20 protein-coding genes and 1 pseudogene are annotated in these 23,396 nt (G+C 72.7%); 10 read left to right on the top strand and 11 right to left on the bottom strand.

Annotated features, from left to right (window positions below):
- Positions 1-34 precede the first annotated feature (34 nt).
- The gene (locus ACZ3OF_RS25500) at positions 35-655 is read left to right on the top strand and encodes a TetR/AcrR family transcriptional regulator (protein WP_361673925.1); all 621 of its coding nucleotides are present in this window, start codon (positions 35-37) and stop codon (positions 653-655) included.
- A 27-nt stretch (positions 656-682) separates the two neighbouring features.
- On the opposite strand, the gene ACZ3OF_RS25495 is transcribed toward ACZ3OF_RS25500, so the two are convergent.
- A complete protein-coding gene (locus tag ACZ3OF_RS25495; RefSeq protein WP_467306968.1) occupies positions 683-1,489 on the bottom strand; it encodes a class II aldolase/adducin family protein in 807 nt (268 codons plus the stop codon).
- Positions 1,490-1,625: 136 nt separating this feature from the next.
- Here ACZ3OF_RS25495 and ACZ3OF_RS25490 point away from each other — a divergent pair, with 136 nt between their 5' ends.
- Both ACZ3OF_RS25490 and ACZ3OF_RS25485 read left to right on the top strand, forming a co-directional pair.
- On the top strand, positions 1,626-2,300 hold the full coding sequence (locus ACZ3OF_RS25490) for a ThuA domain-containing protein (RefSeq protein WP_361673929.1): 675 nt from the start codon (positions 1,626-1,628) through the stop codon (positions 2,298-2,300).
- A 344-nt stretch (positions 2,301-2,644) separates the two neighbouring features.
- Entirely contained in the window at positions 2,645-4,036 is a 1,392-nt protein-coding gene (locus tag ACZ3OF_RS25485; protein ID WP_361673931.1) for an NADP-dependent succinic semialdehyde dehydrogenase, read from the top strand.
- Between the two features lie 135 nt (positions 4,037-4,171).
- On the opposite strand, the gene ACZ3OF_RS25480 is transcribed toward ACZ3OF_RS25485, so the two are convergent.
- Both ACZ3OF_RS25480 and ACZ3OF_RS25475 read right to left on the bottom strand, forming a co-directional pair.
- Complete coding sequence (locus tag ACZ3OF_RS25480; RefSeq protein WP_361673933.1) at positions 4,172-5,185, bottom strand: PHP domain-containing protein; 1,014 nt, start codon at positions 5,183-5,185, stop codon at positions 4,172-4,174.
- A gap of 13 nt (positions 5,186-5,198) precedes the next feature.
- On the bottom strand, positions 5,199-7,286 hold the full coding sequence (locus ACZ3OF_RS25475) for a SpoIIE family protein phosphatase (protein ID WP_467306965.1): 2,088 nt from the start codon (positions 7,284-7,286) through the stop codon (positions 5,199-5,201).
- 96 nt (positions 7,287-7,382) lie between these two features.
- Here ACZ3OF_RS25475 and ACZ3OF_RS25470 point away from each other — a divergent pair, with 96 nt between their 5' ends.
- Entirely contained in the window at positions 7,383-10,793 is a 3,411-nt protein-coding gene (locus tag ACZ3OF_RS25470) for an ATP-binding protein (RefSeq protein WP_467307028.1), read from the top strand.
- Positions 10,794-10,885: 92 nt separating this feature from the next.
- Here ACZ3OF_RS25470 and ACZ3OF_RS25465 read toward each other — a convergent pair whose 3' ends face one another.
- Together ACZ3OF_RS25465 and ACZ3OF_RS25460 are read right to left on the bottom strand one after the other, a co-directional pair.
- Positions 10,886-11,101, bottom strand: coding sequence for an SIP domain-containing protein (locus ACZ3OF_RS25465; RefSeq protein WP_361674330.1), 216 nt, complete (start codon positions 11,099-11,101; stop codon positions 10,886-10,888).
- A 42-nt stretch (positions 11,102-11,143) separates the two neighbouring features.
- Positions 11,144-11,423: pseudogene (locus tag ACZ3OF_RS25460) on the bottom strand (siderophore-interacting protein); the annotation flags it as partial.
- A 296-nt stretch (positions 11,424-11,719) separates the two neighbouring features.
- Here ACZ3OF_RS25460 and ACZ3OF_RS25455 point away from each other — a divergent pair.
- On the top strand, positions 11,720-11,920 hold the full coding sequence (locus ACZ3OF_RS25455; protein WP_361434042.1) for a hypothetical protein: 201 nt from the start codon (positions 11,720-11,722) through the stop codon (positions 11,918-11,920).
- Between the two features lie 178 nt (positions 11,921-12,098).
- The gene (locus tag ACZ3OF_RS25450) at positions 12,099-13,277 is read left to right on the top strand and encodes an acyl-CoA dehydrogenase family protein (RefSeq protein ID WP_361673937.1); all 1,179 of its coding nucleotides are present in this window, start codon (positions 12,099-12,101) and stop codon (positions 13,275-13,277) included.
- Positions 13,278-13,387: 110 nt separating this feature from the next.
- On the opposite strand, the gene ACZ3OF_RS25445 is transcribed toward ACZ3OF_RS25450, so the two are convergent.
- Positions 13,388-14,005 (bottom strand): DUF1707 SHOCT-like domain-containing protein, encoded by a 618-nt coding sequence (locus ACZ3OF_RS25445; RefSeq protein WP_361673939.1) that lies wholly within the window; start codon positions 14,003-14,005, stop codon positions 13,388-13,390.
- 160 nt (positions 14,006-14,165) lie between these two features.
- Here ACZ3OF_RS25445 and ACZ3OF_RS25440 point away from each other — a divergent pair, with 160 nt between their 5' ends.
- Entirely contained in the window at positions 14,166-15,806 is a 1,641-nt protein-coding gene (locus ACZ3OF_RS25440; RefSeq protein ID WP_467306962.1) for a HEAT repeat domain-containing protein, read from the top strand.
- A 130-nt stretch (positions 15,807-15,936) separates the two neighbouring features.
- Here ACZ3OF_RS25440 and ACZ3OF_RS25435 read toward each other — a convergent pair whose 3' ends face one another.
- Positions 15,937-16,440, bottom strand: a complete 504-nt coding sequence (locus ACZ3OF_RS25435; RefSeq protein WP_361673943.1) for a GNAT family N-acetyltransferase — start codon at positions 16,438-16,440, stop codon at positions 15,937-15,939.
- Positions 16,441-16,588: 148 nt separating this feature from the next.
- Positions 16,589-16,996 carry a DUF4345 domain-containing protein gene (locus ACZ3OF_RS25430; protein WP_467306961.1) on the bottom strand — a complete coding sequence of 136 codons (408 nt, stop codon included), beginning with the start codon at positions 16,994-16,996 and terminating at the stop codon, positions 16,589-16,591.
- 89 nt (positions 16,997-17,085) lie between these two features.
- Here ACZ3OF_RS25430 and ACZ3OF_RS25425 point away from each other — a divergent pair, with 89 nt between their 5' ends.
- On the top strand, positions 17,086-17,715 hold the full coding sequence (locus tag ACZ3OF_RS25425; RefSeq protein ID WP_361673947.1) for a TetR/AcrR family transcriptional regulator: 630 nt from the start codon (positions 17,086-17,088) through the stop codon (positions 17,713-17,715).
- A 156-nt stretch (positions 17,716-17,871) separates the two neighbouring features.
- On the top strand, positions 17,872-18,765 hold the full coding sequence (locus ACZ3OF_RS25420; RefSeq protein ID WP_361673949.1) for an aminoglycoside phosphotransferase family protein: 894 nt from the start codon (positions 17,872-17,874) through the stop codon (positions 18,763-18,765).
- Between the two features lie 25 nt (positions 18,766-18,790).
- Here ACZ3OF_RS25420 and ACZ3OF_RS25415 read toward each other — a convergent pair whose 3' ends face one another.
- From ACZ3OF_RS25415 to ACZ3OF_RS25405, 3 genes are all read right to left on the bottom strand, one after another.
- Entirely contained in the window at positions 18,791-20,041 is a 1,251-nt protein-coding gene (locus ACZ3OF_RS25415; protein ID WP_467306958.1) for a cytochrome P450, read from the bottom strand.
- 98 nt (positions 20,042-20,139) lie between these two features.
- Entirely contained in the window at positions 20,140-21,534 is a 1,395-nt protein-coding gene (locus ACZ3OF_RS25410; RefSeq protein WP_361673953.1) for an NAD(P)/FAD-dependent oxidoreductase, read from the bottom strand.
- Positions 21,524-21,790, bottom strand: coding sequence for a ferredoxin (locus tag ACZ3OF_RS25405; protein WP_467306955.1), 267 nt, complete (start codon positions 21,788-21,790; stop codon positions 21,524-21,526). The genes ACZ3OF_RS25410 and ACZ3OF_RS25405 overlap by 11 nt, the downstream gene beginning before the upstream one ends.
- A 505-nt stretch (positions 21,791-22,295) precedes the next feature.
- On the opposite strand from ACZ3OF_RS25405, the gene ACZ3OF_RS25400 reads away from it, so the two are divergent.
- Positions 22,296-23,375 (top strand): GNAT family N-acetyltransferase, encoded by a 1,080-nt coding sequence (locus ACZ3OF_RS25400; protein WP_467306953.1) that lies wholly within the window; start codon positions 22,296-22,298, stop codon positions 23,373-23,375.
- Positions 23,376-23,396 lie beyond the last annotated feature (21 nt).

Below are 23,396 nucleotides of genomic sequence, written 5' to 3'. Positions count from 1 at the left end.
GGCGCCTCCAGTGCGACCGCAAGGAGGCTCACCCGTGCCGAAAGGTGTCACCAAGCGCCGTCCCCGGACGCGGGCAGCCCTGCTGAAGGCCGCTCTGGAGACCTTCGCCGAGCACGGCTTCCACGCCACCACGATCGAGCAGGTCTGCGAGCGTGCCGGCTACACCCGTGGCGCCTACTACTCGAACTTCGCCAGCAAGGAAGAGCTGTTCCTCGCCCTCTTCGACGAGCACAGCGAACGGACCGTACGGCGGCTCGCGGACGCCGTCGACAGCCTCGCCGCCGAGGACTACACCCTGGAGCGGCTCGCCGAACTCGCCTCCCACATCGAACCGGACGAGCGCGACTGGTACCTCGTCACCACCGAGTTCACCCTGCACGCCATCCGGGACCGGCAGGCGGCCTGGGTGCTCGCCCGGCACGACGCCCGTCTGCGGGCCGAGATCGCCCGGGGCCTGACGGACGTACTGCGCCGGGCGGGACGCGAACTGACCGTGGACGCTGACCGGTTCGCCCGGATGCTGATCGCCCTGCGCGAGGGCGGACTCGCGCAGAGCTACGTCGAGCCGGAGGAGCTGCCGCCCGGCTCTCTCGAACGGGACTTCCTGGCGCCCCTGTTGGCGGCGTCGACGCGGGAGATCGACATCGAGACGTAGGCGACGAGACCGTGGCCGAGGGGAAGGTCAGTCGAAGAGATCCGGGTCCGACGCCGTGATCTGGTCCCACAGCGGCCGCGCCTGGAACCAGCCGGCCAGCGGGGTACCGACCTGGCCCCGGGTGATCAGCGCCGTCTCGCGGTCGATCAGCTGCGGTGTACCGGCGGCCATCGCCAACAGCTGGGCCTGGCACGAGCGTTCCATGGTGATGAACCACCAGACGGCCTCGGCGACCGAGTGTCCGACCGTGAGCAGTCCGTGGTTCTTGAGGATGACCGCCTTGTGTCCGGCGAGGGCCTTCGCGACGCGCTTGCCCTCGTCCAGCTCGTTGACCACGCCGCGGTAGTCGTCGTAGATCCCGTGGTCCTCGAAGAAGGCGCACGCGTCCTGCGTGATCGGATCGAGCGGAATGCCGAGGCTGGAGAACGCCTTGCCGTGCAACGAGTGCGAGTGCGCGGCGGCGACCGCGTCGGGCCGGGCCGCGTGCACCTGGGAGTGGATGACGAACGCGGCACGGTTCACGGGGCGGTTGCCGGAGAGCAGGGTTCCGTCGTGCCCGACGAGGATCAGGTCGGAGGCCTTGATCTGGCTGAAGCTCATCCCGAACGGGTTGACCCAGAAGGCGTCGAGGTTCTCCGGATCGCGGACGGTGATGTGCCCGGCGACCCCCTCGGCGAACCCGAACTTCCCGAAGAGCCGGAATCCCGCGGCGAGTTGCTCCTTGCGGTACTGGCGCTCCTCCTCGACGGTGTCGAAGGTGGGCGGCAGGGGGAGGGTGACTCCTTCGGGCAACGGGCCCACGGCGGCGGCCAGGGCGGGCGGGAGAGTGCTCACGGGGCTCCTCACGGCGGCGGGACGCGATGCCGCCAAAAGATACAGAGTGTATCCGATTCGCCAATGGTTGCGGCGCGTGGAGGTGGGTGGGTACGGTCGGCCGGAAAGCGCTTACTTCCTCCCAGGGAGCGACCTCGTGCCGTTCGCGGACGTCCTGATCTACACCCGTACCGCGGGCTACCGCCACGACTCGATCCCGGCGGGCGCGAAAGCGCTCGCGGAGCTCGCCGGGGCGGCGGGACACGCGGCCGAGGTGACCGAGGACCCGGCCGCCTTCACACCGGAGCGGCTCGGGCGGTGCGCGGCGGTCGTCTTCCTCTCGACGACCGGCACGGTTCTCGGCGCGCCCGGCCGGTCGGCCTTCGAGGCGTACGTCATGGGAGGCGGGGGATTCCTCGCGATCCACGCGGCGGCCAACGCGGAGCCCCACTGGCCCTTCTACGGCGAGCTGCTCGGCACGCGTTTCGACGGCCACCCGGAGATCCAGCCGGGCGTGGTGTGCGTGGACGCGCCCGACCACCCCGCGACGGCCCCGCTGCCGGGCCGGTGGGCTTGGACGGACGAGTGGTACAACTTCACGTCGAACCCTCGCGGCGAGGGCGTACGGGTCCTGGCGCGCGCGGACGAGTCGACGTACCGAGGCGGGACGCTGGGCGCGGACCATCCCTTGGTGTGGTGCCGTGAGGCCGGCGACGGCAGGGTCTTCTTCACGGCGCTGGGGCACGCGGCGGAGGCGTACGAGGACGATGTGTTCCGGGAGCATCTGGCGGGGGCGCTGAGCTGGGTCTCCGGCGGGAGTGCCGCTCCCTGAAGCGGACCGTACGGGACGGCCCGCGCCCCCGATCCACGGCGACCGGCCAGGCATCCGTCCACCGATCTGCGGACACCGGCCCGCGCGCATCCCCGCGCCACGGCGGGAACGGCCGCCCGCGCCCCTCGGTCCACGGCGACCGGCCCGCGCGCATCCCGGCGCCATGGTGACCGGCACGCCCGGGCGGCCGCACCCGCCGCGCCGCCGGGACCGCTCCCACCCGCCCTGGCGACCGCCACCGCCCCCTCCTGAGCAGAATCTCACCCCTGTGCCCCCTCCCCGATTGCGATCGGCCGCCGGGCGCGGGAGGGTGCCTGTGGGGCGGACGGGCAGGAGGAGACCGCATGGCCATCGCCACCGTGAATCCCGCCACGGGCGAGACACTGCGAACGTACGACGCGCACGGGCACGACGAGGTCGAGCGGCGGATCGACGCCGCGCACGAGACCTTCCGGCAGTACCGCACGACCACCTTCGCCGAGCGCGCCCGCCTCATGCGCCGTGCCGCCGATCTCCTCGACGAGGACGCCGAGGACGTCGCCCGCACGATGACCACCGAGATGGGCAAGACGATCACGTCCGCGCGCGCCGAGGCCGCCAAGTGCGCCAAGGCCATGCGCTGGTACGCCGACCACGCCGAGGCGCTGCTCGCCGACGAGCACCCCGCCCCGGGAGACGTCCGGGACTCCGGCGCCGACACGGCCCGTGTGCACTACCGTCCCCTCGGCACGGTCCTCGCCGTCATGCCCTGGAACTTCCCCCTCTGGCAGGTGATCCGGTTCGCCGCGCCCGCCCTCATGGCCGGCAACACCGGCCTCCTCAAGCACGCCTCCAACGTGCCCAGGACAGCCCTCTACCTCGGTGACCTCTTCCGCCGCGCCGGCTTCCCCGAAGGCTGCTTCCAGACCCTGCTCATCGGGTCCGGTGCCGTCGAGTCCGTCCTGCGCGACCGCCGGGTCGTCGCCGCCACCCTGACCGGCAGCGAGCCCGCAGGACGCTCGGTCGCCGCCATCGCGGGCGACGAGGTCAAGAAGACGGTCCTGGAGCTGGGCGGAAGCGACCCGTACATCGTCATGCCCTCGGCGGACGTGCCGCGTGCCGTCAAGACCGCCGTCACCGCCCGCGTCCAGAACAACGGCCAGTCCTGCATCGCGGCCAAGCGCTTCATCGTCCACGGCGACGTCTACGACGACTTCGCCGAACGATTCACCGCCGCCATGACCGCGCTGACCGTCGGCGACCCCATCGAGGAGTCCACCGACGTCGGCCCGATCGCCACCGAGCAGGGCCGCGCCGACCTGGAGGAACTCGTCGACGACGCCGTGAGGAAGGGCGCGACGGTCCTCTGCGGCGGCTCCCGTCCCGACGCGTTCCCGCGCGGCTGGTTCTACCTGCCGACCGTTCTCACCGGCATCACGCCCGAGATGCGCATCCACCAGGAGGAGACCTTCGGCCCGGTCGCCACGCTCTACCCGGTGAGCGACATCGAGGAGGCCGTGGCCGTTGCCAACGACTCGCCGTTCGGGCTCAGTTCGAACGTGTGGACCCGTAACGACGAGGACATCGCCTTCTTCGTACGGGACTTGGAGGCGGGCGGCGTCTTCGTCAACGGAATGACGGCCTCCCACCCCGCGCTCCCGTTCGGCGGTGTGAAGCGCTCCGGCTACGGCCGCGAGCTCTCCGGCCACGGCATCCGCGAGTTCTGCAACGCGACCACCGTCTGGCAGCGCAACTGACCTTCGTCCGGCACCTGACCTTCGTCCGGCACCTGACCCTCGTTTCCGACAGCGCACGCGACCGCCGTCCGACAGCGCACGCGACCACCGTCCGGCAGCGCACCCGCCCCACGCCTCGTGGCGCGGGACCGCGTCCTACCGCTCCCGCGTCCACGCCAGCAGCTGCTCCGCGGGCCAGGTGTTGATCACCCGCTCCGCCGGCACCCCGCACTCCTCCGCCCGCGCGCACCCGAAGATCTGCCACTCCAGCTGGCCCGGCGCGTGCGCGTCCGTGTCCACCGCGAACCAGACGCCCGCCGCCACCGCCTGCCGCAGCAGCCGGCGCGGCGGGTCGAGGCGCTCCGGGCGGCTGTTGATCTCCACCGCCGTCCCCGACTCGGCGCACGCCTCGAAGACCCGTTCCGCGTCGAAGACCGACTCGGGACGCAGCCGCCCCCCGCTGACCAACCGCCCGGTGCAGTGACCGAGGACGTCCATCAGCGGATTGCGTACCGCCTTCTCCATCCGCCGCGTCATCGCCGGAGCGTCCATCCGCAGCTTGGAGTGGACCGAGCCGACCACCACGTCCAGCCGGTCGAGCAGCTCCGGCTCCTGGTCCAGCGAACCGTCCTCCAGGATGTCGCACTCGATCCCCGTCAGCAGCCGGAACGGGGCCCATTGCTCGTTCAGCCGCTCCACCACGTCCAGTTGCTCGCGCAGCCGCTCGGGGGAGAGACCGCGGGCCACCTTCAGGCTGGGTGAATGGTCCGTCAGGACGGCCCACTCGTGACCGATCCGTGCCGCCGTCCGGCCCATGTCCTCGATCGGGCTGCCGCCGTCCGACCACTCCGAGTGCAGATGGCAGTCGCCCCGCAGCGCGGCCCTGAGGGTCGCGCCGCCGATGGCCTCCGGCACGGGGATCTCGGCCTCCAGGCGCTCCAGATACTCCGGAATCCGCCCCTCAAGGGCCTCCCGGATCACCGCCGCCGTCTTCGGCCCGATGCCCTTGACCGACTCCAGGGTCCCGGCCGCCGCGCGCTGTCGCGCCTCGCCGTCCCCCATGGCCGCGACGGCGGCGGACGCGGTACGGAACGCCCTGACGCGGTACGTCGGCGCCTGCGAGCGCTCCAGGAGGAAGGCGATCCGGTCCAGCGCCGCCACGGGGTCCATAGCCGCTCCTCGCTCACCCTCGTGCGGACGGCTCGGGTACGGCCTCCGCGTGCGCCGGGCCGATCTCGCACCACACCGCCTTGCCCTCGCCGCGCGGCTCCACGCCCCACCGCGACGCGAGCGCGTCGAGCAGCATCAGTCCGCGCCCCGAGGTCGCCGCCTCGCCCGGCGTACGCCTGCGGGGCCAGGCGCTCGACCGGTCCTGCACCGACAGCCGTACCCGCCGGACCGGCTCCGGCAGCACCTCCAGCGTGAGCACCGCGCCACCCTCGGTGTGCAGCAGTACGTTGACGAGCAGCTCTCCCGTCAACAGCTCGGCGTCATCGGCCAGTTCGGCCATGTTCCAGTCCCGCAGCGCCTGTCCCACCGCCGCCCGCGCGTCCGAGAGGCCCTGCGGATCCGCCTGGTGGATGTACTGGTGGATGCGCGGCGCCCGCGGCGTGCCGGGGTCCGGGCTGCGCCGCAGCACGAGCAGCGCCACGTCGTCGCCCGCGCCCCACCGCTCCCACAGCTGCTCCGACAGATGGTCCGCGAGCGCCTCCGCCTGCGGCGGTCCGCTGCTCATCGCCGACGACAGCGCCTCGAGGCCGGACTGGATGTCCGAGCCCGGCTGTTCGACCAGACCGTCCGTGCACAGCACCAGCGTCTCGCCCGGTACGAGGTCGAGCCGGGTCTCCGGGAACTCCTCGTCCCCGAACACGCTCGCCAGTCCCAGCGGCAACCCGCCCCGGAGCTTCGGCTGCCCGACCCGTCCGTCCGTGTGCCGGATCAGCGGCCCCAGATGGCCGGCCCGCACCGCGCGCAGGGTCCCGGTGCCCAGGTCGACCTGGGCGTAGGTGCAGGTCGCAAACCGGTTCGTGTCCAGCTCGGCGAGGAAGCGGGAAGCCCGCGCCAGCACGGTCGAGGGCGCGTGGCCCTCGCCCGCGTACGCCCGCAGCGCGATGCGCAACTGGCCCATGATCGCCGCCGCGTGCGTGTCGTGCCCCTGGACGTCCCCGACGACGATCCCGACCCGGCCCCGGGGCAGCGCGATCACGTCGTACCAGTCACCGCCGACCTGCCGCCCGCTCCACGCCGCGTGGTAGCGGACCGCGATCTCGCCGCCGGAGATCGCCGGGATACGGCGCGGCAGCATCGTCTCCTGCAGCCCGGTCGCCAACTCCCGCTCCTCGTCGAAGAGGATGGCGCGCTGGAGGGACTGTGCGACGATCGCGGAGAGCCCGAGCAGCAGATTGCGTTCGTCGGCGTTGAACGACGAGCGGCGCCGGTAGAACAGCGCCATCCCGCCGAGCGAACGCGCCTGTGCGACGAGCGGCAGATAGCAGGCGGACCTGAACCTCAGCCGCTCGACGTACGGAGCGAGTTCGGGGAAGTCGCGCCCGATGGTGGAGAAGGAGGGCACGAACCGGGGCCGCCCGCTCAGCACCGTCTCGGCCAGCGGCAGACCACGCTCGAGGCGGCGCTGGCGGAAGTCGTTCAGGGCGTCCAGGGACTCCCCGCTGAGCGCGATGATGTTGAGCGAGCCGTTCTCCACCAGGCCGAGCGCGAGCCCGTCCGCGCCGAGCCGGGCGAGCCCGCCGGGGCCGGTCATCGCCGCCGTCACGTCGTCGACCGTCACGGCCCGCGACAGCGCGTGCGTGGTCCGCTCGACGATGCTCGTCTGGACCTCGCGGCGCTTCTCCAGATCGAGGACGAACTCGGAGTGCGCGACCTCCGTGGTGGTGTCCCGGACGATCCCCACGATCCGGTGCGCCATGCCGTCGGCCGTCCGCAGAATCCGTGCCTGCACATGCGTCCACTGGGGTGTACCGTCCTCGTCCTCCGTCTGGAAGTGTGCGGAGTACGAGGTTTCGCCACTGGTGATCGCATGGCGGATCACCTGGTCGAGGCGGGTGCGCTCCTCGGCGTCGAGGCGCTGGACGAGCGTGGCGGGGCGCCCGTCGAACCTGTCCGAGTCCAGCCCGAAGACCAGCAGCCCGGCCTCGTCGACGTCGATGGTGCCCGTGTCGAGATCCCAGTCGAAGCTGCCGGTCCGGTTCATGGCGAGCCGCTCGGTGGGCCCGATCTCGCCACTGTGCGTGCGCCGGTCGTCATCGGTCATCCTCACCATTGTCGAACCCGTACCCCTCCGACGCCATGGCGGCGACACACCGCGTGCCGGAGTTGTGACCGAGCGGGGGAGAATGGGCCGGTGATCATCGCGTACCGAGTCCTCGGCCCCTGCCAGGCCGTGCCGGCCGACGGCCGGGAGGCCCGGCTCGGCGGCGCCCGGCTGAGGGCCCTGCTCGCGGCGCTGGCCGCCGCCGGCGGGCGCGGCGTCCGGACGGGTCAGCTGATCGAGCTGATCTGGGAGGACGACCCGCCCGGGGACGGGAGCGAGGCGCTCCAGGCCCTGGTCGGGCGGCTACGCCGGGTGCTGGGACGGGACGCCGTGGTCTCGCTCACCGGCGCGTACCGGATCGCGGCCGAGCCCGAGGACGTGGACCTGTACGTGTTCGAGCGGCTGGCCGCCGAGGGGGCCGCCGCGCTGGCGGCGGGGGAGGCGGAGCGGGCGGCGCGGCTGCTCGACGACGCGCTCGGGCTGTGGCGGGGGCCCGCGCTCGCCGATCTGCCGGGCCGGGACGGCGATCCTCTCGTCGTACGGGTGGAACAGCGCCACGCGCAGGCCCGCAGGGACAGGCTCGCCGCCGCCGTGGCCCTGGGCCAGGCCGGGACGGCGCTCCCCTCGCTGGAGGCCCTGGCCGCGGAGCACTCCATGGACGAGCCCCTCCAGGCGCTCCGCATCCGCGCCCTGCGGGCGGCGGGCCGCACGGCCGAGGCGCTGGAGGCCTACGAAGCGGTCCGTACCCTCCTCGCCGACCGCCTGGGGACGGATCCTGGGAGTGAACTGCGCGCACTTCACGCGGAGTTGCTCGCCGGCGAGACGTCGGAGGCGCGCCCGCCTCTCCGCCTTCCCGCCCGGCTGACCTCCTTCGTCGGGCGCGGAAGTGAGGTCGAAGCCCTGGTGGCCGAGGTGGCCGAGCGGCGTCTCGTCACCCTGCTCGGGCCCGGCGGGGTGGGCAAGACACGGCTGGCCCTGGAGGCCGCCGAAGGCGTGGCGGAGCGGGAGCCGGATGGGGTCCGCATCGCCGAACTGGCTTCCGTGCGCGAGGAGTCCGACGTCGCCGACGCCGTCCTCACGGCGCTGGGCGGTCGTGAGACGCAGCTGTGGGGCGGTGCCGCCCGTGACGCGCTCACCCGGATCGTGGAGTACTGCGCGTCGCGCCGGCTGCTGCTGCTCCTGGACAACTGTGAGCACGTGGTGGGCGCGGCGGCGGAGCTGGTGGAGCAGGTGCTCGCGCGCTGCCCGGGAGTGACGGTTCTGGCGACGAGCCGCGAACCGCTGGGCGTACCGGGGGAGTTCGTACGAGCGGTGGAGCCGCTGCCGCAGCACACCGCGCTGCGGCTCCTGGCGGACCGGGGTGCGGCCGCCCGACCCGGCTTCGACCCGGCCGGCGACCCCGAGGCGTGTGCCGAGATCTGCCGGCGTCTGGACGGTCTCCCGCTCGCGATCGAACTGGCGGCCGCCCGGCTCAGGCTGCTGTCCCCGCGCCAGATCGCCGACCGCCTCGACGACCGTTTCCGGCTCCTGACCTCGGGCGCGCGGACGGTCCTGCCCAGGCAGCAGACGCTCCGGGCGGTGGTCGACTGGTCCTGGGACCTCCTGACCGAGCCCGAACGCGCCGTGCTGCGCCGCATGTCGGTCTTCTCTGGCGGCTGCGACCTGTCGGCGGCGGAGGCGGTCTGCTCGACGGGGGACGACGGCGTGTCGGGGGCGGGTGGTTCGACGGGGCTGGGCGGCGGAGTGTCAGGGGCGGGCGGTTCGGCGGGTCGCACGGGTGGTGCGAGCGGGCCGGGGGCGGGCCGCTCGGACGGCGCCGGGGTGGATCCGGGTGCTCCGGCCGCCGGTGCCCGCTTCGGGGCCGTGACGTCGCGGGGCGACGTGCTCGAGCTGCTCGGCTCGCTCGTCGACAAGTCGCTCGTCGTCGCCGCGCCCGGCGACGACGGGAACATGCGCTACCGGCTCCTGGAGACGGTCGCCGAGTACGCCGGCGAGCGGCTCGACGGGGCCGGGGACCGGGGTGACGCCGAGTGGCGGCACCTCGTCCACCACCGGGAATTCGCCCGCACCGGGGACCCCGCACTCCGGGGGCCCGGGCAGGACGTCTGGCTGCGCCGATTCGAGCGCGAGCACGACAACCTGACGGCCGCCCTGCGGACCGCCGTCGACCGTGGCGAGGAACAGGAAGCGCTCTGTCTCGTCCACTCCATGAGCTGGTTCTGGCAGCTCCGGGCCCGGCAGACCGACGCCCGCGTCTGGTCCCACGCCGCGGCCGCCCTCGGCCCCGACCCGTTCGCGCCACCCGTACGACCCGCCGTGCCGCTCGCCGACCGCTGCACCGACACGCCGCCGCCGTGGTCCGAGGAGCAGCTGTGGGAGGCGCGACGCGGGTGCCGGCTGCTCGTGTTCGCGTCCGAAGGCGGCGAGGGTGCCACCGCGCTCCAGCGGCCCGGGATCCGCGCCCGCCTCGACGCCGTCATCTCCGCGTACCGTCCCGGCCTGCCGCAGAACTGCCGCCAGCCGGGCACCATGTGGTTCTTCGCCCGCCTGATGACGGGCGAGTTCCACGATCTCGACGAGACCCTCGGCGCCCTCCTCGCCGCGTGCCGTGCCCAGGGGTTCGACTGGGAGCTCGCCTTCACCCACCTCGTACGGGCCAAACTCCTCGGTGGCCGCCCCGACGACGCCGAAGCGGCGCTCACCCGCTTCGAGCGGCTCCAGGACGCCTGGGGCATCGCCGAATCCCTCTCCGCACGCGGCGAGGCGTACGAGCGGTCGGGCCGGCTCGCCGAGGCCGCCGCCGACTTCGAGCGGGCCGCGCACGCCACCGCGGGGCTCGGCGCCCGCTCCCAGCTCCCCGCGTTCAAGGCCCGGCTCGCCGCCGTACGGCTGAGGATCCCGTCCGACGACTCGGCCCGTTCGGAGGCCGAGCGGCTCCTCGTCGAAGCCGCCGAGGAGGCCTCGACGGAACCCAGCGGAGAGCCGGTCAGTACGGCCCGGCTGCTCCTCGCCCAGCATTACGGACACACCGGACGCACCGCCCTCGCTCGGGAACAACTCGACCGTATGGAAGAGGAGTTCAGCGGCGACACGCCCGACCTCTTCATCGGCCTGACCGGGGGACTGCGCGGCTGGCTCGCGTGTCTCGACGGCGGGTACGCCGAGGCCGCCGAGCGGCTGACCCGTTCCGTCCGGGACGTGGAGAGCCTCGCCTACCTGGTGGCCCCCTATCTCGTGGTCGGCCAGTTCTCGACGGCCGCCTGGGCCAAGGCCGGACTCGGCACACCGAGCGACGCCGAGGACGGCGCCCGTCTCCTGGGCGCGTACGACGCCCATGGCGCGGACCCGGGCGGTGGGGGCTTCCGCCCTCTCACGGAGCAGACCGAGTCGTCGGTACGGGAACGCGCGGAGGACGCGCTGCGCGCGGTCCTGGACCCGGGGACGTACGAGCAGCGGTACGCGGAAGGCCGCGGCCTCTCGGTGAAGGAGGCCGCGGCACTGGTCTGAGCGTGGGGTTGCGCAGGCCGCCTCCGGCTCTCAGGCCGCTCCACCACCGCCCCCTTCCTTTCAGGCGCCCACGACCGCCCGACTGCGGGGATTCAGGCGGCCGACGCCGCCCGCCCGGTCTCAGGCCGCTCCACGACCACCGTCGCCGCCGGCCCGACGTGCACGAAGGCCACGGCCCGGTGCCCGGGTGGGAGGGCCTCGGCGACCGTGGCCAGCGCGGGGAGCGAGCAGCCGTCGGCGGCGAGCAGCGTCCAGTCCGCCGCGCCGAGCGGGAGCGGCGCGGCGAAGTACGCCGACGGGCCGAACATCCCGAGCGTGTCACCGGGCCGCGCGGCCCGCGCCCAGCGTGTCGCGGGACCGTGGTGCGCGTGGCCGTCCGCGCCGTGCAGGTGGAAGTCGATCTCGACGGTCCCGGCCGCCGGATCGTGGGCGCGGATCGTGTAGCTGCGCATCCAGGGGCGCTCGGCCTCAGGGATCGCCGCGTACCAGCGCATGATGTCGCCGTCCGGGTCAGGGGTGGGCAGGACGGGCTCGGCCTGGCCGGGGCGGGAAGCAGAGCTTCACCTGCTGGTCGGGTCCGGCGAGCGCGAGGCCGGCGAGGGCCTTGCCACCGAAGGTGATCCGCAGCATGCGCGGGGTGACGGAACGGACGGCGACGACCTGGATGCGGCGGAGGGGGAAGGGGTCGGGCTGCGACCGGGACATGGGGGTTCCTGTTCGTCGGCGTATCCACGCCGGTGCGTGGAGGCGGTGGTCGGGCACCACCGTCCCGGCCCGCGCCGACACGCCGCCGACACGACGACGGGCCGGGGCGTGCCACCCAGCCCCGCCCGGCCCGCCCCACCGCCGCCTCGACCTGGCCCGGATGCGATCCCGGGACCCGGACACGAGAATGGCCGGTACCGGAAGAACTCCTAGGAGGCGGCATGAACGCTGAGTCCGACAAGACATCTCCGGGGGACAGCCCGACGCCCGACCGCCTCTTGCATGCCGGGTCGGAGGGCGAATACACGGCGGAGGACCTGGTCCTCGCCTCAGGTCGTGACGTGAATCCGAAGAGCCTCGCGTGGGCGGAGCGCCGCATGGCGGAGAAGGGACGCGCCTCCCTGGACGAGCTCCTGCCCTGACCCACGCCCAGCAGAAACCCCGACCGCCTTGGTCCGGCCTCTTCCCCCACCGGGCCAAGGCGGTACGTCGTCCCCCGCGGCCGTCCGGGACCGTCGTGGGGCTTCCCCATTTGTGGAACACGTTCTACCGTGGCCGCCGTCGCGCGCACGGTCCCAGGACGCCGCCACGGGAGGCCCCATGCACCTCGAGTACACGCCCGCCCAGCACCGCCTGCGCGAGGAGCTGCGTGCGTACTTCGCCGAACTCGTGCCGGACGACGTCCACGCGCGCTACGCCGACCCCGCCGCGCAGAAGCGGTTCTACCGCGAGACGATCCGCAGGCTCGGCACCGACGGCTGGCTCGGCGTCGGATGGCCGACCGAGTACGGCGGGCGCGGGCTGAGCCCCATGGAGCAGTTCATATTCTTCGACGAGGCCGCCCAGGCCGGCGTCCCGCTGCCGCTGATGGCCCTGAACACGGTGGGCCCGACGATCATGCAGTTCGGCACCGACGAGCAGAAGGCGTACTTCCTGCCGAAGATCCTCTCCGGCGAGATCGACTTCGCCATCGGCTACAGCGAGCCGGACGCCGGGACGGACCTCGCCGCCCTGAAGACGCGGGCGGTCAGGGAGGGCGACGAGTACGTCGTCGACGGACAGAAGATCTGGACGACGAACGGCGACACCGCCGACTGGGTCTGGCTCGCCGTCCGCACCGACCCCGACGCCCCGGCCCACAAGGGCATCACGATGCTCCTCGTACCGACGAGCGACCCCGGCTACTCCTGCACCCTCATCAACACCCTCGCCTCGCACGACACCACCGCCAGCTACTACGAGAACATCCGCGTGCCCGTCTCCCGCCGCGTCGGCGAGGAGAACAAGGGCTGGCGGCTCATCACCAACCAGCTCAACCACGAGCGCGTGACCCTCGCCGCCCACGGCACGATGGCGATCCGCGCCCTCCACGACGTCCAGCGCTGGGCCGCCGACACCAAGCTCGCCGACGGCCGACGGGTCATCGACCTCGGCTGGGTCCGCCGGAGCCTGGCCCGCACGCACACCAGGCTCGACGCGATGAAACTCCTCAACTGGCAGATGGTGAACGCCGTCCAGCACGGCACCCTCACCCCCCAGGACGCCTCCGCCGTCAAGGTCTACGGCTCCGAGGCCCGCCGCGACGCCTACGCCTGGCTCATGGAGATCGTCGGCTCCGCCGGCGCCCTCAAGGAGGGCTCGGCCGGCACGGTCCTCCACGGCGAACTCGAACGCGGCTACCGCTCGGCCGTCATCTTCACCTTCGGCGGCGGCAACAACGAGATCCAGCGGGAGATCATCTCCTGGATAGGCCTCGGCATGCCCCGCGTCCGCCGCTGAACCGCCACGACGACGGAGCCTGGGCCGCAGCCGACGCCACCCTCCGCCGCGCCGGGCTCCATCTCGTGGCCATCGTCATACGGTCCGCGAGGTGATCCGAAGGAAGAGGCCTAGTCCTGCGTCGGATTGCTGTGCAACTTGCGCCGCTCACGCCGGTTGGGGTGGCGGATGACCACTCCCCCCATGCCGGCGGAACCGGTGAGCCGGACCAGCGGAGTTCCCGGCAGGCGGGCAGACGTGGTCTCGTCCGTCAGGCCGCCGGCGCCGGGATCGATGCCACTGGTGTCCGCGGTCCAGCCGTCAGGGATGACGACCGTGACACCGGCGGTCTCCCCGTGCGCCTCCACCTCGACCTCCCGGAGGCGACACTCGACCCGGGTGAAGTCGACCCTCACACCCCCCACGCCACCATGGGCGATCACGCGCTCGGGAACCTCCCAGCGCCCAGGGCCTTGAGACACGCCGTACACGCCGCCCTTGAGCACCAACGGCGACCGGGCCGCAGAGGAACTCGGCCCCGGCAGATCAGCAGTCACCACGGCCAACTCGGCGTATGTTCTGGCCTTCAGCGCCACCTCCAGGCGCGCATCCAGCTCATCAAGATCGATCCGCCCCTCCGCTGCCGCCTCCTGCAGCCGCTCCACCACCGCTTCACGGTCATCGTGCGAAGCACGAAGGTCCCCTGCTTTGACACGGCGCGGAGAAGGCTCCGAAGATCGGAAGATCATGCCCCAAGGATAGCCAGCCCACGGACCGGACGGGCCAGGTCCACACATCGCCTTCATGTCGGAGGCGCCGGTGGCGCGTTCGACGCAGCCGCATGACGGTGGTCGCGCCCGGGGGCGTCCTCGTGAACACGGCCACCCGTTCGTGGCCGATACTGCCCGCATGGGGGATCACGACACCGTCCGGGTACGTCTCCGCGCCGCCCTTTGCGCCGACGACCCGTGGACCGCGCTGTATGCGCTGCACACCGACCCGTCCGGCGCTGTCGCCGAGGCGGTCGAGGAGCTGTACCGATCGGACGCGGACCGGGCGGCCTTCCGCCCCTATCTCACCTGGCTCCTCGGGGGCCTCGGCGAGCCGGGCGACGCCGTGCTGCTGCGGTTGTTCGCCGAGCCCGAGATGGCCGCCGACGACCGCCGGGCCGTGCTGAGGGCCGCCGTGGCGCGTGGGCTGCGGCTGCCCGCCGAGCTCCTGCGTACGCACGCGGACTCGGCCTCGGAATCCCGTGAGGGCGATGCTCGTGCCGGCGGCTCGCCCGCCCCCGAGTTCGTCGACGCCATGGGGCTCTCCGGCGACCCGTCCTTCGCGCCGCGCCTCGGTGCCCTCCTCGAGGACTCCACCGCACCGCGCGGCCGCGCCGCGCTCGCGCTGGGCCGCCTCGGTGCCCGCCGGTGGACGGTGCCGATCGCCCGGGGCCTGTCCGAGGTGACCGGGCTCGACCGCACCGCGTTCACCGTCGCCCTGGAGCTGATGGGCGATCCGGCCGCCGTACCGCACCTGCTGCGATGGCTGGCCGAGAGCGGCGAGGAGCGGGTGTACGACGTCCACCACGCACTCGTACGGCTCACCGGTCGCGACCCGCTCCTGCCGGAGGGGGCGAGCGGGGCGGCGTACGCGGCGGCTGTGCGCGCCGCCTGGGCCGACGGCCGCACCGAGCGAGCGGCCATGACGATGCGGGACCTCGTCGTCGAGTCCGGCGCGAGGGCGCGGTTCTCCGTCGACGGGGGCGCGGGCCGGATTCGGCTCGCCTTCGACCCGCCGGTTCCCGGCTCCTCCTGGCCGCGCTGGGACCGGTCCCTGATGTTCGACCGAAAGCCGCTCTACCGGGTCGGCTCGCTGTGCGACACGTGCGAGCTGGGCCTGACGTTGCTGGACTGGCCGGACGGCGAGGCGACTCGGGTCGCGGCCCGCATGCGCGGGCGGCTGGCCGGCCTGGACAGGCTCGACGCCGCGCTGCTCGTCGAATGGGCCCCCGTGCTGGGCGAGCTGGAGACCGGTCACTACCGCGTCCTCCTGCTCGACCTCCCCATGGAGCAGGTGACCGAGCCGGCCCGGTCGTGGTGGTACCGCCGAGCGGTGGCCCGGGTGCGGGAGGACGGCGACGAGTGCGAGTACGGTGACGACCTTCCCGAGGACCACTGGCCCGGCGTCGCGCACTTCCAGCTCACCACGCCTGTTCCGGGCGGCCGAGTGCCGTCCACCTACGGCGCCTTCCTGCCCTCACAGCCGCCGGAAGCGCTCGACCCGGCGACCCTCGCCCGGCACACGGCCGCGATAGCGGCGGGGGAGCGGCCGGCCGCCGTGGTCCTCGGCTGGATCGACGACCGGTACGTGGAGGCCCGGTACGAGGAGAGGTGGCTGGTCGGTGCGGTCCTGGACGGTCATCACCGGCTCGCCGCGTACGCGGCCGCCGGAGTGCCGGCCCGGGTGGTCCTGATCGCCCGCGTGGGCGAGGGCGGTGGCGCGGACGGCGGCCTGGAGGGACTGGCGGAGGTGGCCGCGGCGTACGGCTGCCGGGACTGAGCGCCATCGCCGTCCCACCGGCTCGGCCGGTCGCGCCGCCGACGAGGCATACGCGCCCGCCGTCGAGCTGTCCGCCCTGCCTGAGCGCACTCGCGCCCCTGGGCGTCGAGCCCCGGGGGCGCGACCCGCTTCACGGCAACGAGCGCGTGAGCCATACGACTTCACCACTCTCCTCCGTGGACACGTGATCCCGCTCGAACCCGAGCTTCTCAAGGACACGGAAGGACGGCGTGTTCCACGCGCCGACGGTCGCCCAGAGCCGTTTCCGCCCGGTCGCGACAGCGGCATCCAGCACCGCGCGGGCGGCCTCGGTGGCGTAGCCACGCCCATGCGCGCGCCGGAACAGCTCATACGCGATCTCAGGCTCCTCCACGGTGGACCGGCCGATGATCAACCCGCAGTAGCCGATGAAGTCACCTTCTTCACGGCGCTGGATGGGCAGGAGGGCGATCCCCGTGCTCTCCGTCGCGGTGAGCAGCTTCGCGATGGCCGTTCGGGTGTACTCGACCGTGGGCGTTTCCTTGCCGCGTTCGGCGAGGAGGGCGCGGAACTCGCCGGCGTCCGACTCGGCCCACGGCCGCAGTGTCAGCCGCTCGGTCTCGAGGTGGAACGACATCGTCTCGTACGTAGACATGTCGCTACTCTGGTCCAGGGAACATCACCGGCTACAGCTGGGGCATCGGTCCGCCCCTGACGAGGGTCTGTGAGGTCGGCTCGGCCCGCGGTTTCGTGCGCTCCGTGGACTCCGGCGGGGGTGGTGCGGAACTCGCGGCCGAACTCGGTCAGCTGCTTACGGGTTCCGCGTTGCGTCGTGCGGCTCGCTCCTCCGCGTCGGCCAGGAGGAAGAGGATCGGCGACAGGCCGAGTTCGAGAACCGTCAGTGCGATCTGGAAGTCGTGCGGGCTGCCGTGGACGGCGAGGGAGAGCAGTCGGCCCACGCCGCCCAGGAGGAAGACGCTGGTCAGCCACCGCACCGCCCGTGCCGGGATCGGGTGCTGTCGTGCGGCCCAGAGCCAGGCCAGGCCGTAGCCGGCGAAGATCGCGCCCATGAACCGGCCCCAGCTGTCGACCGTCGCGCCCGCGGAACCGAGCCCGGGGGTCGCCGCGTTGCCGAGGGCCACGTGGAACAGGCCGATCGCCACGCAGGACCAGCCCATCAGATGTGTGAGTACGCGCAGAGCCCTGGCCATTTTCCCCCCAAGCCGCCGTGGCGGAGCTTAGTTGACATGTGTCTACTACAGTGGAGTCTCAGTAGACGCATGTCAACTAGACTGCGCGCGTGCCTCCCCGCCAGCGACTCACCCCCGCCGACCGCCGCGCCCAACTCCTCGCCGTCGGCGCGCGTCTCTTCGCCGCGTATCCGTACGCCGACGTGCTGATGGAGCAGGTCGCCGAAGAAGCCGGTGTCTCCCGGGCCCTGCTCTACCGTCACTTCCCCAGCAAGCACGACCTCTTCGCGGCCGTCTACCAGCAGGCCGCGGACCAGCTGCTCGCGCGGACGAGGCTCGACCCTGCCGACTCCCTGGTGGAGCAGCTCATCCAGGGAATGAACGTCCACCTCGACTACTTCGTCGCGAACCGCAACGCCGTCCTCGCCGCGAACCGGGTCCTCGCCGGTGACCCGGTGATCCAGACGATCATGAATAACGAGCTGGACGCGCTCCGTGCGCGGCTGCTGGCCGTCCTCCCCCTCGCCGACGACACCGCCCGCGAAGCCGTGTCCGCCGTCCTGAAGAGCTGGCTGGTCTTCGTGCAGGTCCTCTGCGTCGACTGGCTCACCCACGAGACCTGCACCCGCACCCAGGTGCGCGACGTCTGCGTCGGCGCGGTCATCGGCGCCCTCCGGCCGCTGCTCGCCGAGGACCCCGCGCCCGACTGGCCTCGACCGGCACCGGGCGCGGGAGCCTAGGACTGTCGGTGCCGCCACGCGGCCCCGTGGCACGAGGACGCCCAGGTGCGGCTCCTTTTCGGATGAACGTGGGCGGGTCGTCGCGTAGGGGAGGCGGTGGGGCGGGTAGGCCGGAACTTCGAGTACCGCCGTCCCCCACCGAGAAGAGCCCCATACGTGACGTTCGACGCCCCTCTCCCCGCGGACCTGCGCCAATGGGTTACGCACCGTCTGCCCGGCAGCCTCGCGCAGGTCCTGGACGTCTCCTGGTCACGCGGTGACTCCAAGGTCTGGCGCGTGGACTCCGGCACGGCGGCGGCGTACGTGAAGCTGAGCCCGAACCCGGCGAACTTCGCGCGCGAGGTGCGCGGCTACGACCATGCGGCCCGCTCCCTCGCCGACGGAGAGGCGCCTCGGCTCCTGGCCTGCGATCCGGGCCTGCGCGCCATCCTGAGTTCGCCGCTCCCGGGCCGCGTCGTCAGGGGCCTCCCTCTCACGGCCGCCGAGGAAATCCGCGTACACGAGCTCGCCGGCCGGCTGCTCAGGCGATGGCACGATCACCCGGTGCCGACCACGGGCGGGGAGCGCGCAGGAATCCTGGCATCGGTCGCCCGGCAGGCCGACGAGGCCGCAGCCTGCCTGGAGCACACCGCGCACCACCTCACCGACGCCCAGCGTGCCCTCGTCCAGCGGGTGAGCCACGAGCTGCCGCGGCTGGCCGAGGATCTCCCGATCGTCTTCCGGCACGGCGACTACTCGACCCGTAACTGGCTCTGGGACTCCCGGCGCGACACCCACAGCCTGATCGACTTCGAGAAGTCCGACCACGGCATCGCCGTCGAGGACTTCGTGTGGCTGTGCTGTGCCGCCTGGCCCCCACGCCCCGAACTCGAGCCGGCGTTCCTCGGCGGATACGGACGCGGGCTGACCGACACCGAACGGCAGGCCCTGCCCCTCTTCACCGCGCGTCTCGGCGTCACCTACCTCGACGCGGGCGTCACGAAGAAGGAGCCGCAGCTCATCGACCGCGGCCGGACCATCCTCACACGCATGGTGCACGCCACCGGGTGAGCGCCACCGGGTCGGCGCACCCCGGCTAGGGACGTACTCCGTCGACGCCGATGCGCAGATGGCGCGGGCCGCGCAGCACCGCGTTGTGACGGTACGGCGGCGGGTCCTCCAACAGCCGCGGGCCGTCGAGGCGGCGGGCCAGCGCGGACAGCGCGATCTGGGCCTCCAGCCGGGCCAGGGGCGCGCCGAAGCAGGAGTGGACACCGCTGCCCAGGCCGAGGTGCTGGATGTCCTTGCGGTCAGGGTCGAAGCGGTCGGGCTCCTTGAACCGCTCCGGATCCCTGTTGCCCGCGGCGAGTACGAGCCAGATCCGTGAGCCCTTCGGAATGGTCACCCCGCGCACCTCGATGTCCGCGATGCAGGTGCGCTGCGGTACGAGCTGGACGGGAGGCTCGTAACGCAGCAGCTCCTCCACGATGTTGACGGCGAGGCCCGGGTCGTCGCGCAGCCTGTCGAGGACGTCCGGGTGGCGGAGCAGGGTGAGCATGCCGTTGGTGATGAGGTTGACCGTCGTCTCGTGCCCCGCGATGAGGAGGAGGACCGCGGTGCTGAGCACCTCCACCGTCGTCATGCGCCCGTCCTCGCCATGGCTCGTCACCAGCTGGGACAGCATGTCGTCACGGGGCTCCCTGCCGCGCTGCTCGACGAGCCCGGCCAGATACATGCCCAGCTGCACCCGCGCCTCCTGTGACTCCCGCCGGCGCTCGGCGGTGCCACCGCCCGCGTCCGGGTCCAGACCGGCCACGATCGGGTCGACCCAGGAGCGGAACCGCGGCTCGTCCTCGCGCGGGACCCCGAGCAGCCGACAGATCACGGTCACGGGAAAGGGGTACGCGAACTGGTCGACCAGGTCGATCTCCGTCGCGTCCCCCAGGCCGTCGAGCAGCCCGGAGACGATCTCGGCCAGCTCGTCGCGCATGGAGTCGATCCGGTGGGGGCTGTGCGGCGGGCCGAAGGGACGGTTGGCGAGCCGCCGAAGCCGGTCGTGCTCGGGCGGGTCGAGCCGGATGAAGCTCGGCGGCAGCCCCGTCTCCTCCGCGCCGCCCGTGCCGGCGGCACCTCCCTCGGCGCCCGGCGCGGTGACGTTGGCGGCGTCCGAGCTGATACGGGGGTCGTGGAGCAGATGGAGGATGTCGTAGTAGGAGCTGATGACGTAGAGGCCGTCCTCCTCCTCGTGGAGCACCGGGGTCTCGCGGAGCTTCTCGTACAGCGGGTACGGGTTCGCGCGATGTGCGTAGTCGGTGATCTGGCGCAGGAGCGGGACGGCGTGCTTCATGGGGTGTCCTCGGGTCGAGAGGGCCGGAACGGGCGCCCAGGGGTCGGTCAGCGGTGGGCCGGACGGGCATCGGTCAGGGCTGGGCCCGCGGGCGTCGGTCAGCGGTGGGCCGGGGTGAAAACCAGCTGTTGGTCGGTCGGTGAGTAACCGCTGAGGGTCACCGTCGGGCCGTGCGTCGGAAGGGACGGGTCGGGGAAGTCCGCCGGGACCGGCTTGCGGCCCTCGGGCCGCCGGTCCACCGTCGGGAACTCCACGGGGAACGGCGCACCGGTCTCGATCAGCCGCTGGTAGAACTCCAGCCACCGTGAGTTGTCGAAGCTGACGGCCGCGACGACGCGGCCCTGATGGCCGTACACCCCGATGAAACGCCGCTCGGCCGGCGTGCCCTGCGTGATCATGATCTCGTCGCCCATCGAGGGCACGCCGACCGACTTGATGTTCACGCCGAACTGGGAGGACCAGAAGGCGGGCACCCCCATGTGCGGACGGCGCTCCGCACTGGTGCTGATCATGTTGTGCGCGGCCACCTCTGCCTGCGTCACGGCGTTGCCCCAGTGCTCCAGGGACAGGAACTGGTAGTTGAACAGGGCGTTCGGGGACCGCGCCACATCTCCCGCGGCGTAGATGTCGTCCGTGACGATGCCCCGGATGTCGAAGGCCCGGCAGCCCGCGTCGCAGGCGATACCGCGGGGGCCCGCGCCGAGGCCCGAGCCCGCCAGCCACTCGGTGTTGCGGATCGCCCCGAGCGAGACGACCACGACATCCGCCTCGACGACGCTGCCGTCGGAGAGACGCGCGGCCCGGACGCGGCCCGCCGCGTCGCCCTCCAGCGCGGTGACCGTGACACCTGTCCGCAGATCCACGCCGTTCTCGCGGTGCATGTCCGCCGCGACCGCACCGACCACTCCGCCGAGCGCGGCCACCAGGGGAGCGTCGGCGCGCTCCGTGACGGTGACGTCGATGCCCCGGTCCCGGCACGCCGAGGCGATCTCCGAACCGGTGAACCCGGCTCCGACGACCAGGACGCGACGGGGCGCGGCCTCGATCCGGCGGTGGAGGCCCACCGCGTCGTCACGGCTCCGGAGCGCGAAGACCCCGTCCAGCCGTGCTTCCTCCTCGTGCGGCCAGGGCCGGGCGCGCACGCCGGTCGCGATCAGCAGGCGGTCGTACTCCACCGCGTCCCCGTCGGCCAGGCGCACCCGTTTGGCGGCCATGTCGAGGCCTGTCGCCGCGACCCCGAGCCGCCAGGTGGCGTCGATCTCCCGGCGCCGGGGCAGCTCGGTGCGGTCGGGTGCGGCCTTCCCCAGGAGGACCGCCTTGGAGAGCGGGGGACGGTCGTACGGCTCGTACGGCTCGTCCCCGATCAGCGTGAGCGAGCCGGCGAAGCCCTCGGCGCGCAGCGTCTCCGCCGCCCGCAGCCCCGCCAGGGACGCTCCCACGATCACGATCCTGCCCTCGCGCCTGAGCCACGCGTGGAAGTCCTCAACCGACATCGGACGACTCCTGCCGGGGCGGAACGGCCTGCGAGGCCTGCGCCGCGGGGGTGCGTGCCACTTCGGTCAGTCCCTCCGCCATGATCGCCTGCACCGGGCAGGCCGCGACGGCACGCGCCACCTTCTCCCGATGCTCGTCCTCGGCACGTGGGTCGTAGACGAGGGACTCGTCACCGTGCATGGTGAATACCTCGGGCGCGAGGAAGGCGCACTGCGCGTATCCCTGGCATCTGTTGAGATCGACGACAAGCCTCATCAGCGCTCCGGTCCTCCGCGGCCAGGTCCCAGGGAGCCAGGATTCGACGGCGGCCTCGGACAGCGGTCATCTCCCCCGGACCAGCATGGGAGCCCCAGCGGGCCCCGCGCTCGCCGAGGACCGCCGAAGGAGTGGCCCGGTGGCCCCGGTGGCCCCGGTGGCCACGGCGCGGACCGACGGCTGACGGTTCGACCGACCGGGGGCGTGCCCACGGCCGTCGTACGTGACGTCGACGGCCGGTCGCCCGTCCCGGCGGGTCCGGTCCGCGCAGGCCCAGACCCAGACCCAGGCCCATGCCCAGACCCCTCGCGAGCCCCAGGCGCCCGCAGCGCGGATGCGCAGACCCGCCCGCGAGAGCCACCGACGCCGAGACCGAGGTGGCGGCCCCTGTTCATCACACCCCGGCACGGTGAAGCAGCGCCCCGCCGACAGCACCCGCCCTGCCGTCGGCCGGCTCGAACCGGGCACGGCAGACTGTGCAGTTCACCGTATGAATGGAGACCCCATGACGGACGTACCCGACCCCTCCCGGCCGACCGACCCCGCCGACGCCGCAGACTCGACCGGCCCGGCCACGCCCGCCGACCCGGCTGCCGAGGGCGCCCCCGTCCACCCGCCGTACCCGGTGCGTACGAAGCGGCTCAGCCTGCGTCCCGTGCGTATGGACGACGTCGAAGCCATCTACGCACACCGGTCGTTGCCCGAGGTCGCCCGCTATCTGCCGCACGAGCCGCACAGGCGGGAGGTGACCGCCGAGGTCGTCGAGCGCTACATCGCGGGGGAGGCGCTCGCCAAACCCGGTGACTGGTTCGACCTGGCCGTGGAGAACGAGTCCGGCCGGGTCGTGGGGGAGGTTCTGCTCCGGCGTGAGCCCGACGAACCGGCCACCGGCCAGGTGGGGTTCGCCTTCCACCCGGACGTGCACGGCACCGGCATCCCCTCCGAGGCCGTCGCCGCCGCGCTCGACATCGCCTTCGAGTACTTCGGCTGGCACCGCGTGATCGGGATCTGTGACATCCGTAACCGGGCGTCCGCCGCGCTGATGCGCCGCATCGGCATGCGTCATGAGTCCGTTCTCCGCGACGGCGCCTTCATCAAGAACGCCTGGTGCAGCGACTCGGTGTTCGCGGTCCTGGCCCGCGAGTGGCGCAGGACCCCGGAGCGCTCCGCGGACGAGCGTGCCGTGGACACGGCGGTCACGGCCTTCCTCTCCGCGTTCACCCGCCGCTCCGGAGAGCCGGTCAGCCTCGACGCGGCCCGTGCGGTGCTCGCGCCGGAGGCCGTGATCGAGTACGTGGCGGCGGACGGGCAGGTCACGCGGATGGACGTCGACGAGTTCCTGGAGCCCCGTCAGGACTATCTGAACGGGCCCGAGCTGAGCGACTTCGAGGAGTTCGAGGTCCAGTTCTCGACCGTCGTCAGCGCCGATCGCGCCCTGCGGAGCTCGCTCTACTACAAGCACGGCATCCGCGACGGCGTCCCCTTCTCGGCGTGGGGCCGCAAGCACACCCGGCTGACGCGCGCCACGGGCGACTGGCTCATCGAGTCCTTCAGCTGGACCGACGACCCCGAAGTCCGGGGCTGAGACGACCCCCGCCCGACACCG

The organism is Streptomyces sp. NPDC022552, from assembly GCF_055561875.1.
This window is presented reverse-complemented; position numbering and strand designations above follow the sequence as displayed.

Coding starts and splice junctions, on each gene's coding strand:
- ACZ3OF_RS25485 (WP_361673931.1), top strand. CDS start 2,645: ATGGCCATCGCCACCGTGAATCCCGCCACGGGCGAGACACTGCGAACG.
- ACZ3OF_RS25480 (WP_361673933.1), bottom strand. CDS start 5,185: ATGGACCCCGTGGCGGCGCTGGACCGGATCGCCTTCCTCCTGGAGCGC.
- ACZ3OF_RS25475 (WP_467306965.1), bottom strand. CDS start 7,286: ATGACCGATGACGACCGGCGCACGCACAGTGGCGAGATCGGGCCCACC.
- ACZ3OF_RS25465 (WP_361674330.1), bottom strand. CDS start 11,101: ATGTTCGGCCCGTCGGCGTACTTCGCCGCGCCGCTCCCGCTCGGCGCG.
- ACZ3OF_RS25455 (WP_361434042.1), top strand. CDS start 11,720: ATGAACGCTGAGTCCGACAAGACATCTCCGGGGGACAGCCCGACGCCC.
- ACZ3OF_RS25450 (WP_361673937.1), top strand. CDS start 12,099: ATGCACCTCGAGTACACGCCCGCCCAGCACCGCCTGCGCGAGGAGCTG.
- ACZ3OF_RS25445 (WP_361673939.1), bottom strand. CDS start 14,005: ATGATCTTCCGATCTTCGGAGCCTTCTCCGCGCCGTGTCAAAGCAGGG.
- ACZ3OF_RS25440 (WP_467306962.1), top strand. CDS start 14,166: ATGGGGGATCACGACACCGTCCGGGTACGTCTCCGCGCCGCCCTTTGC.
- ACZ3OF_RS25435 (WP_361673943.1), bottom strand. CDS start 16,440: ATGTCTACGTACGAGACGATGTCGTTCCACCTCGAGACCGAGCGGCTG.
- ACZ3OF_RS25430 (WP_467306961.1), bottom strand. CDS start 16,996: ATGGCCAGGGCTCTGCGCGTACTCACACATCTGATGGGCTGGTCCTGC.
- ACZ3OF_RS25415 (WP_467306958.1), bottom strand. CDS start 20,041: ATGAAGCACGCCGTCCCGCTCCTGCGCCAGATCACCGACTACGCACAT.
- ACZ3OF_RS25410 (WP_361673953.1), bottom strand. CDS start 21,534: ATGTCGGTTGAGGACTTCCACGCGTGGCTCAGGCGCGAGGGCAGGATC.
- ACZ3OF_RS25405 (WP_467306955.1), bottom strand. CDS start 21,790: ATGAGGCTTGTCGTCGATCTCAACAGATGCCAGGGATACGCGCAGTGC.
- ACZ3OF_RS25400 (WP_467306953.1), top strand. CDS start 22,296: ATGACGGACGTACCCGACCCCTCCCGGCCGACCGACCCCGCCGACGCC.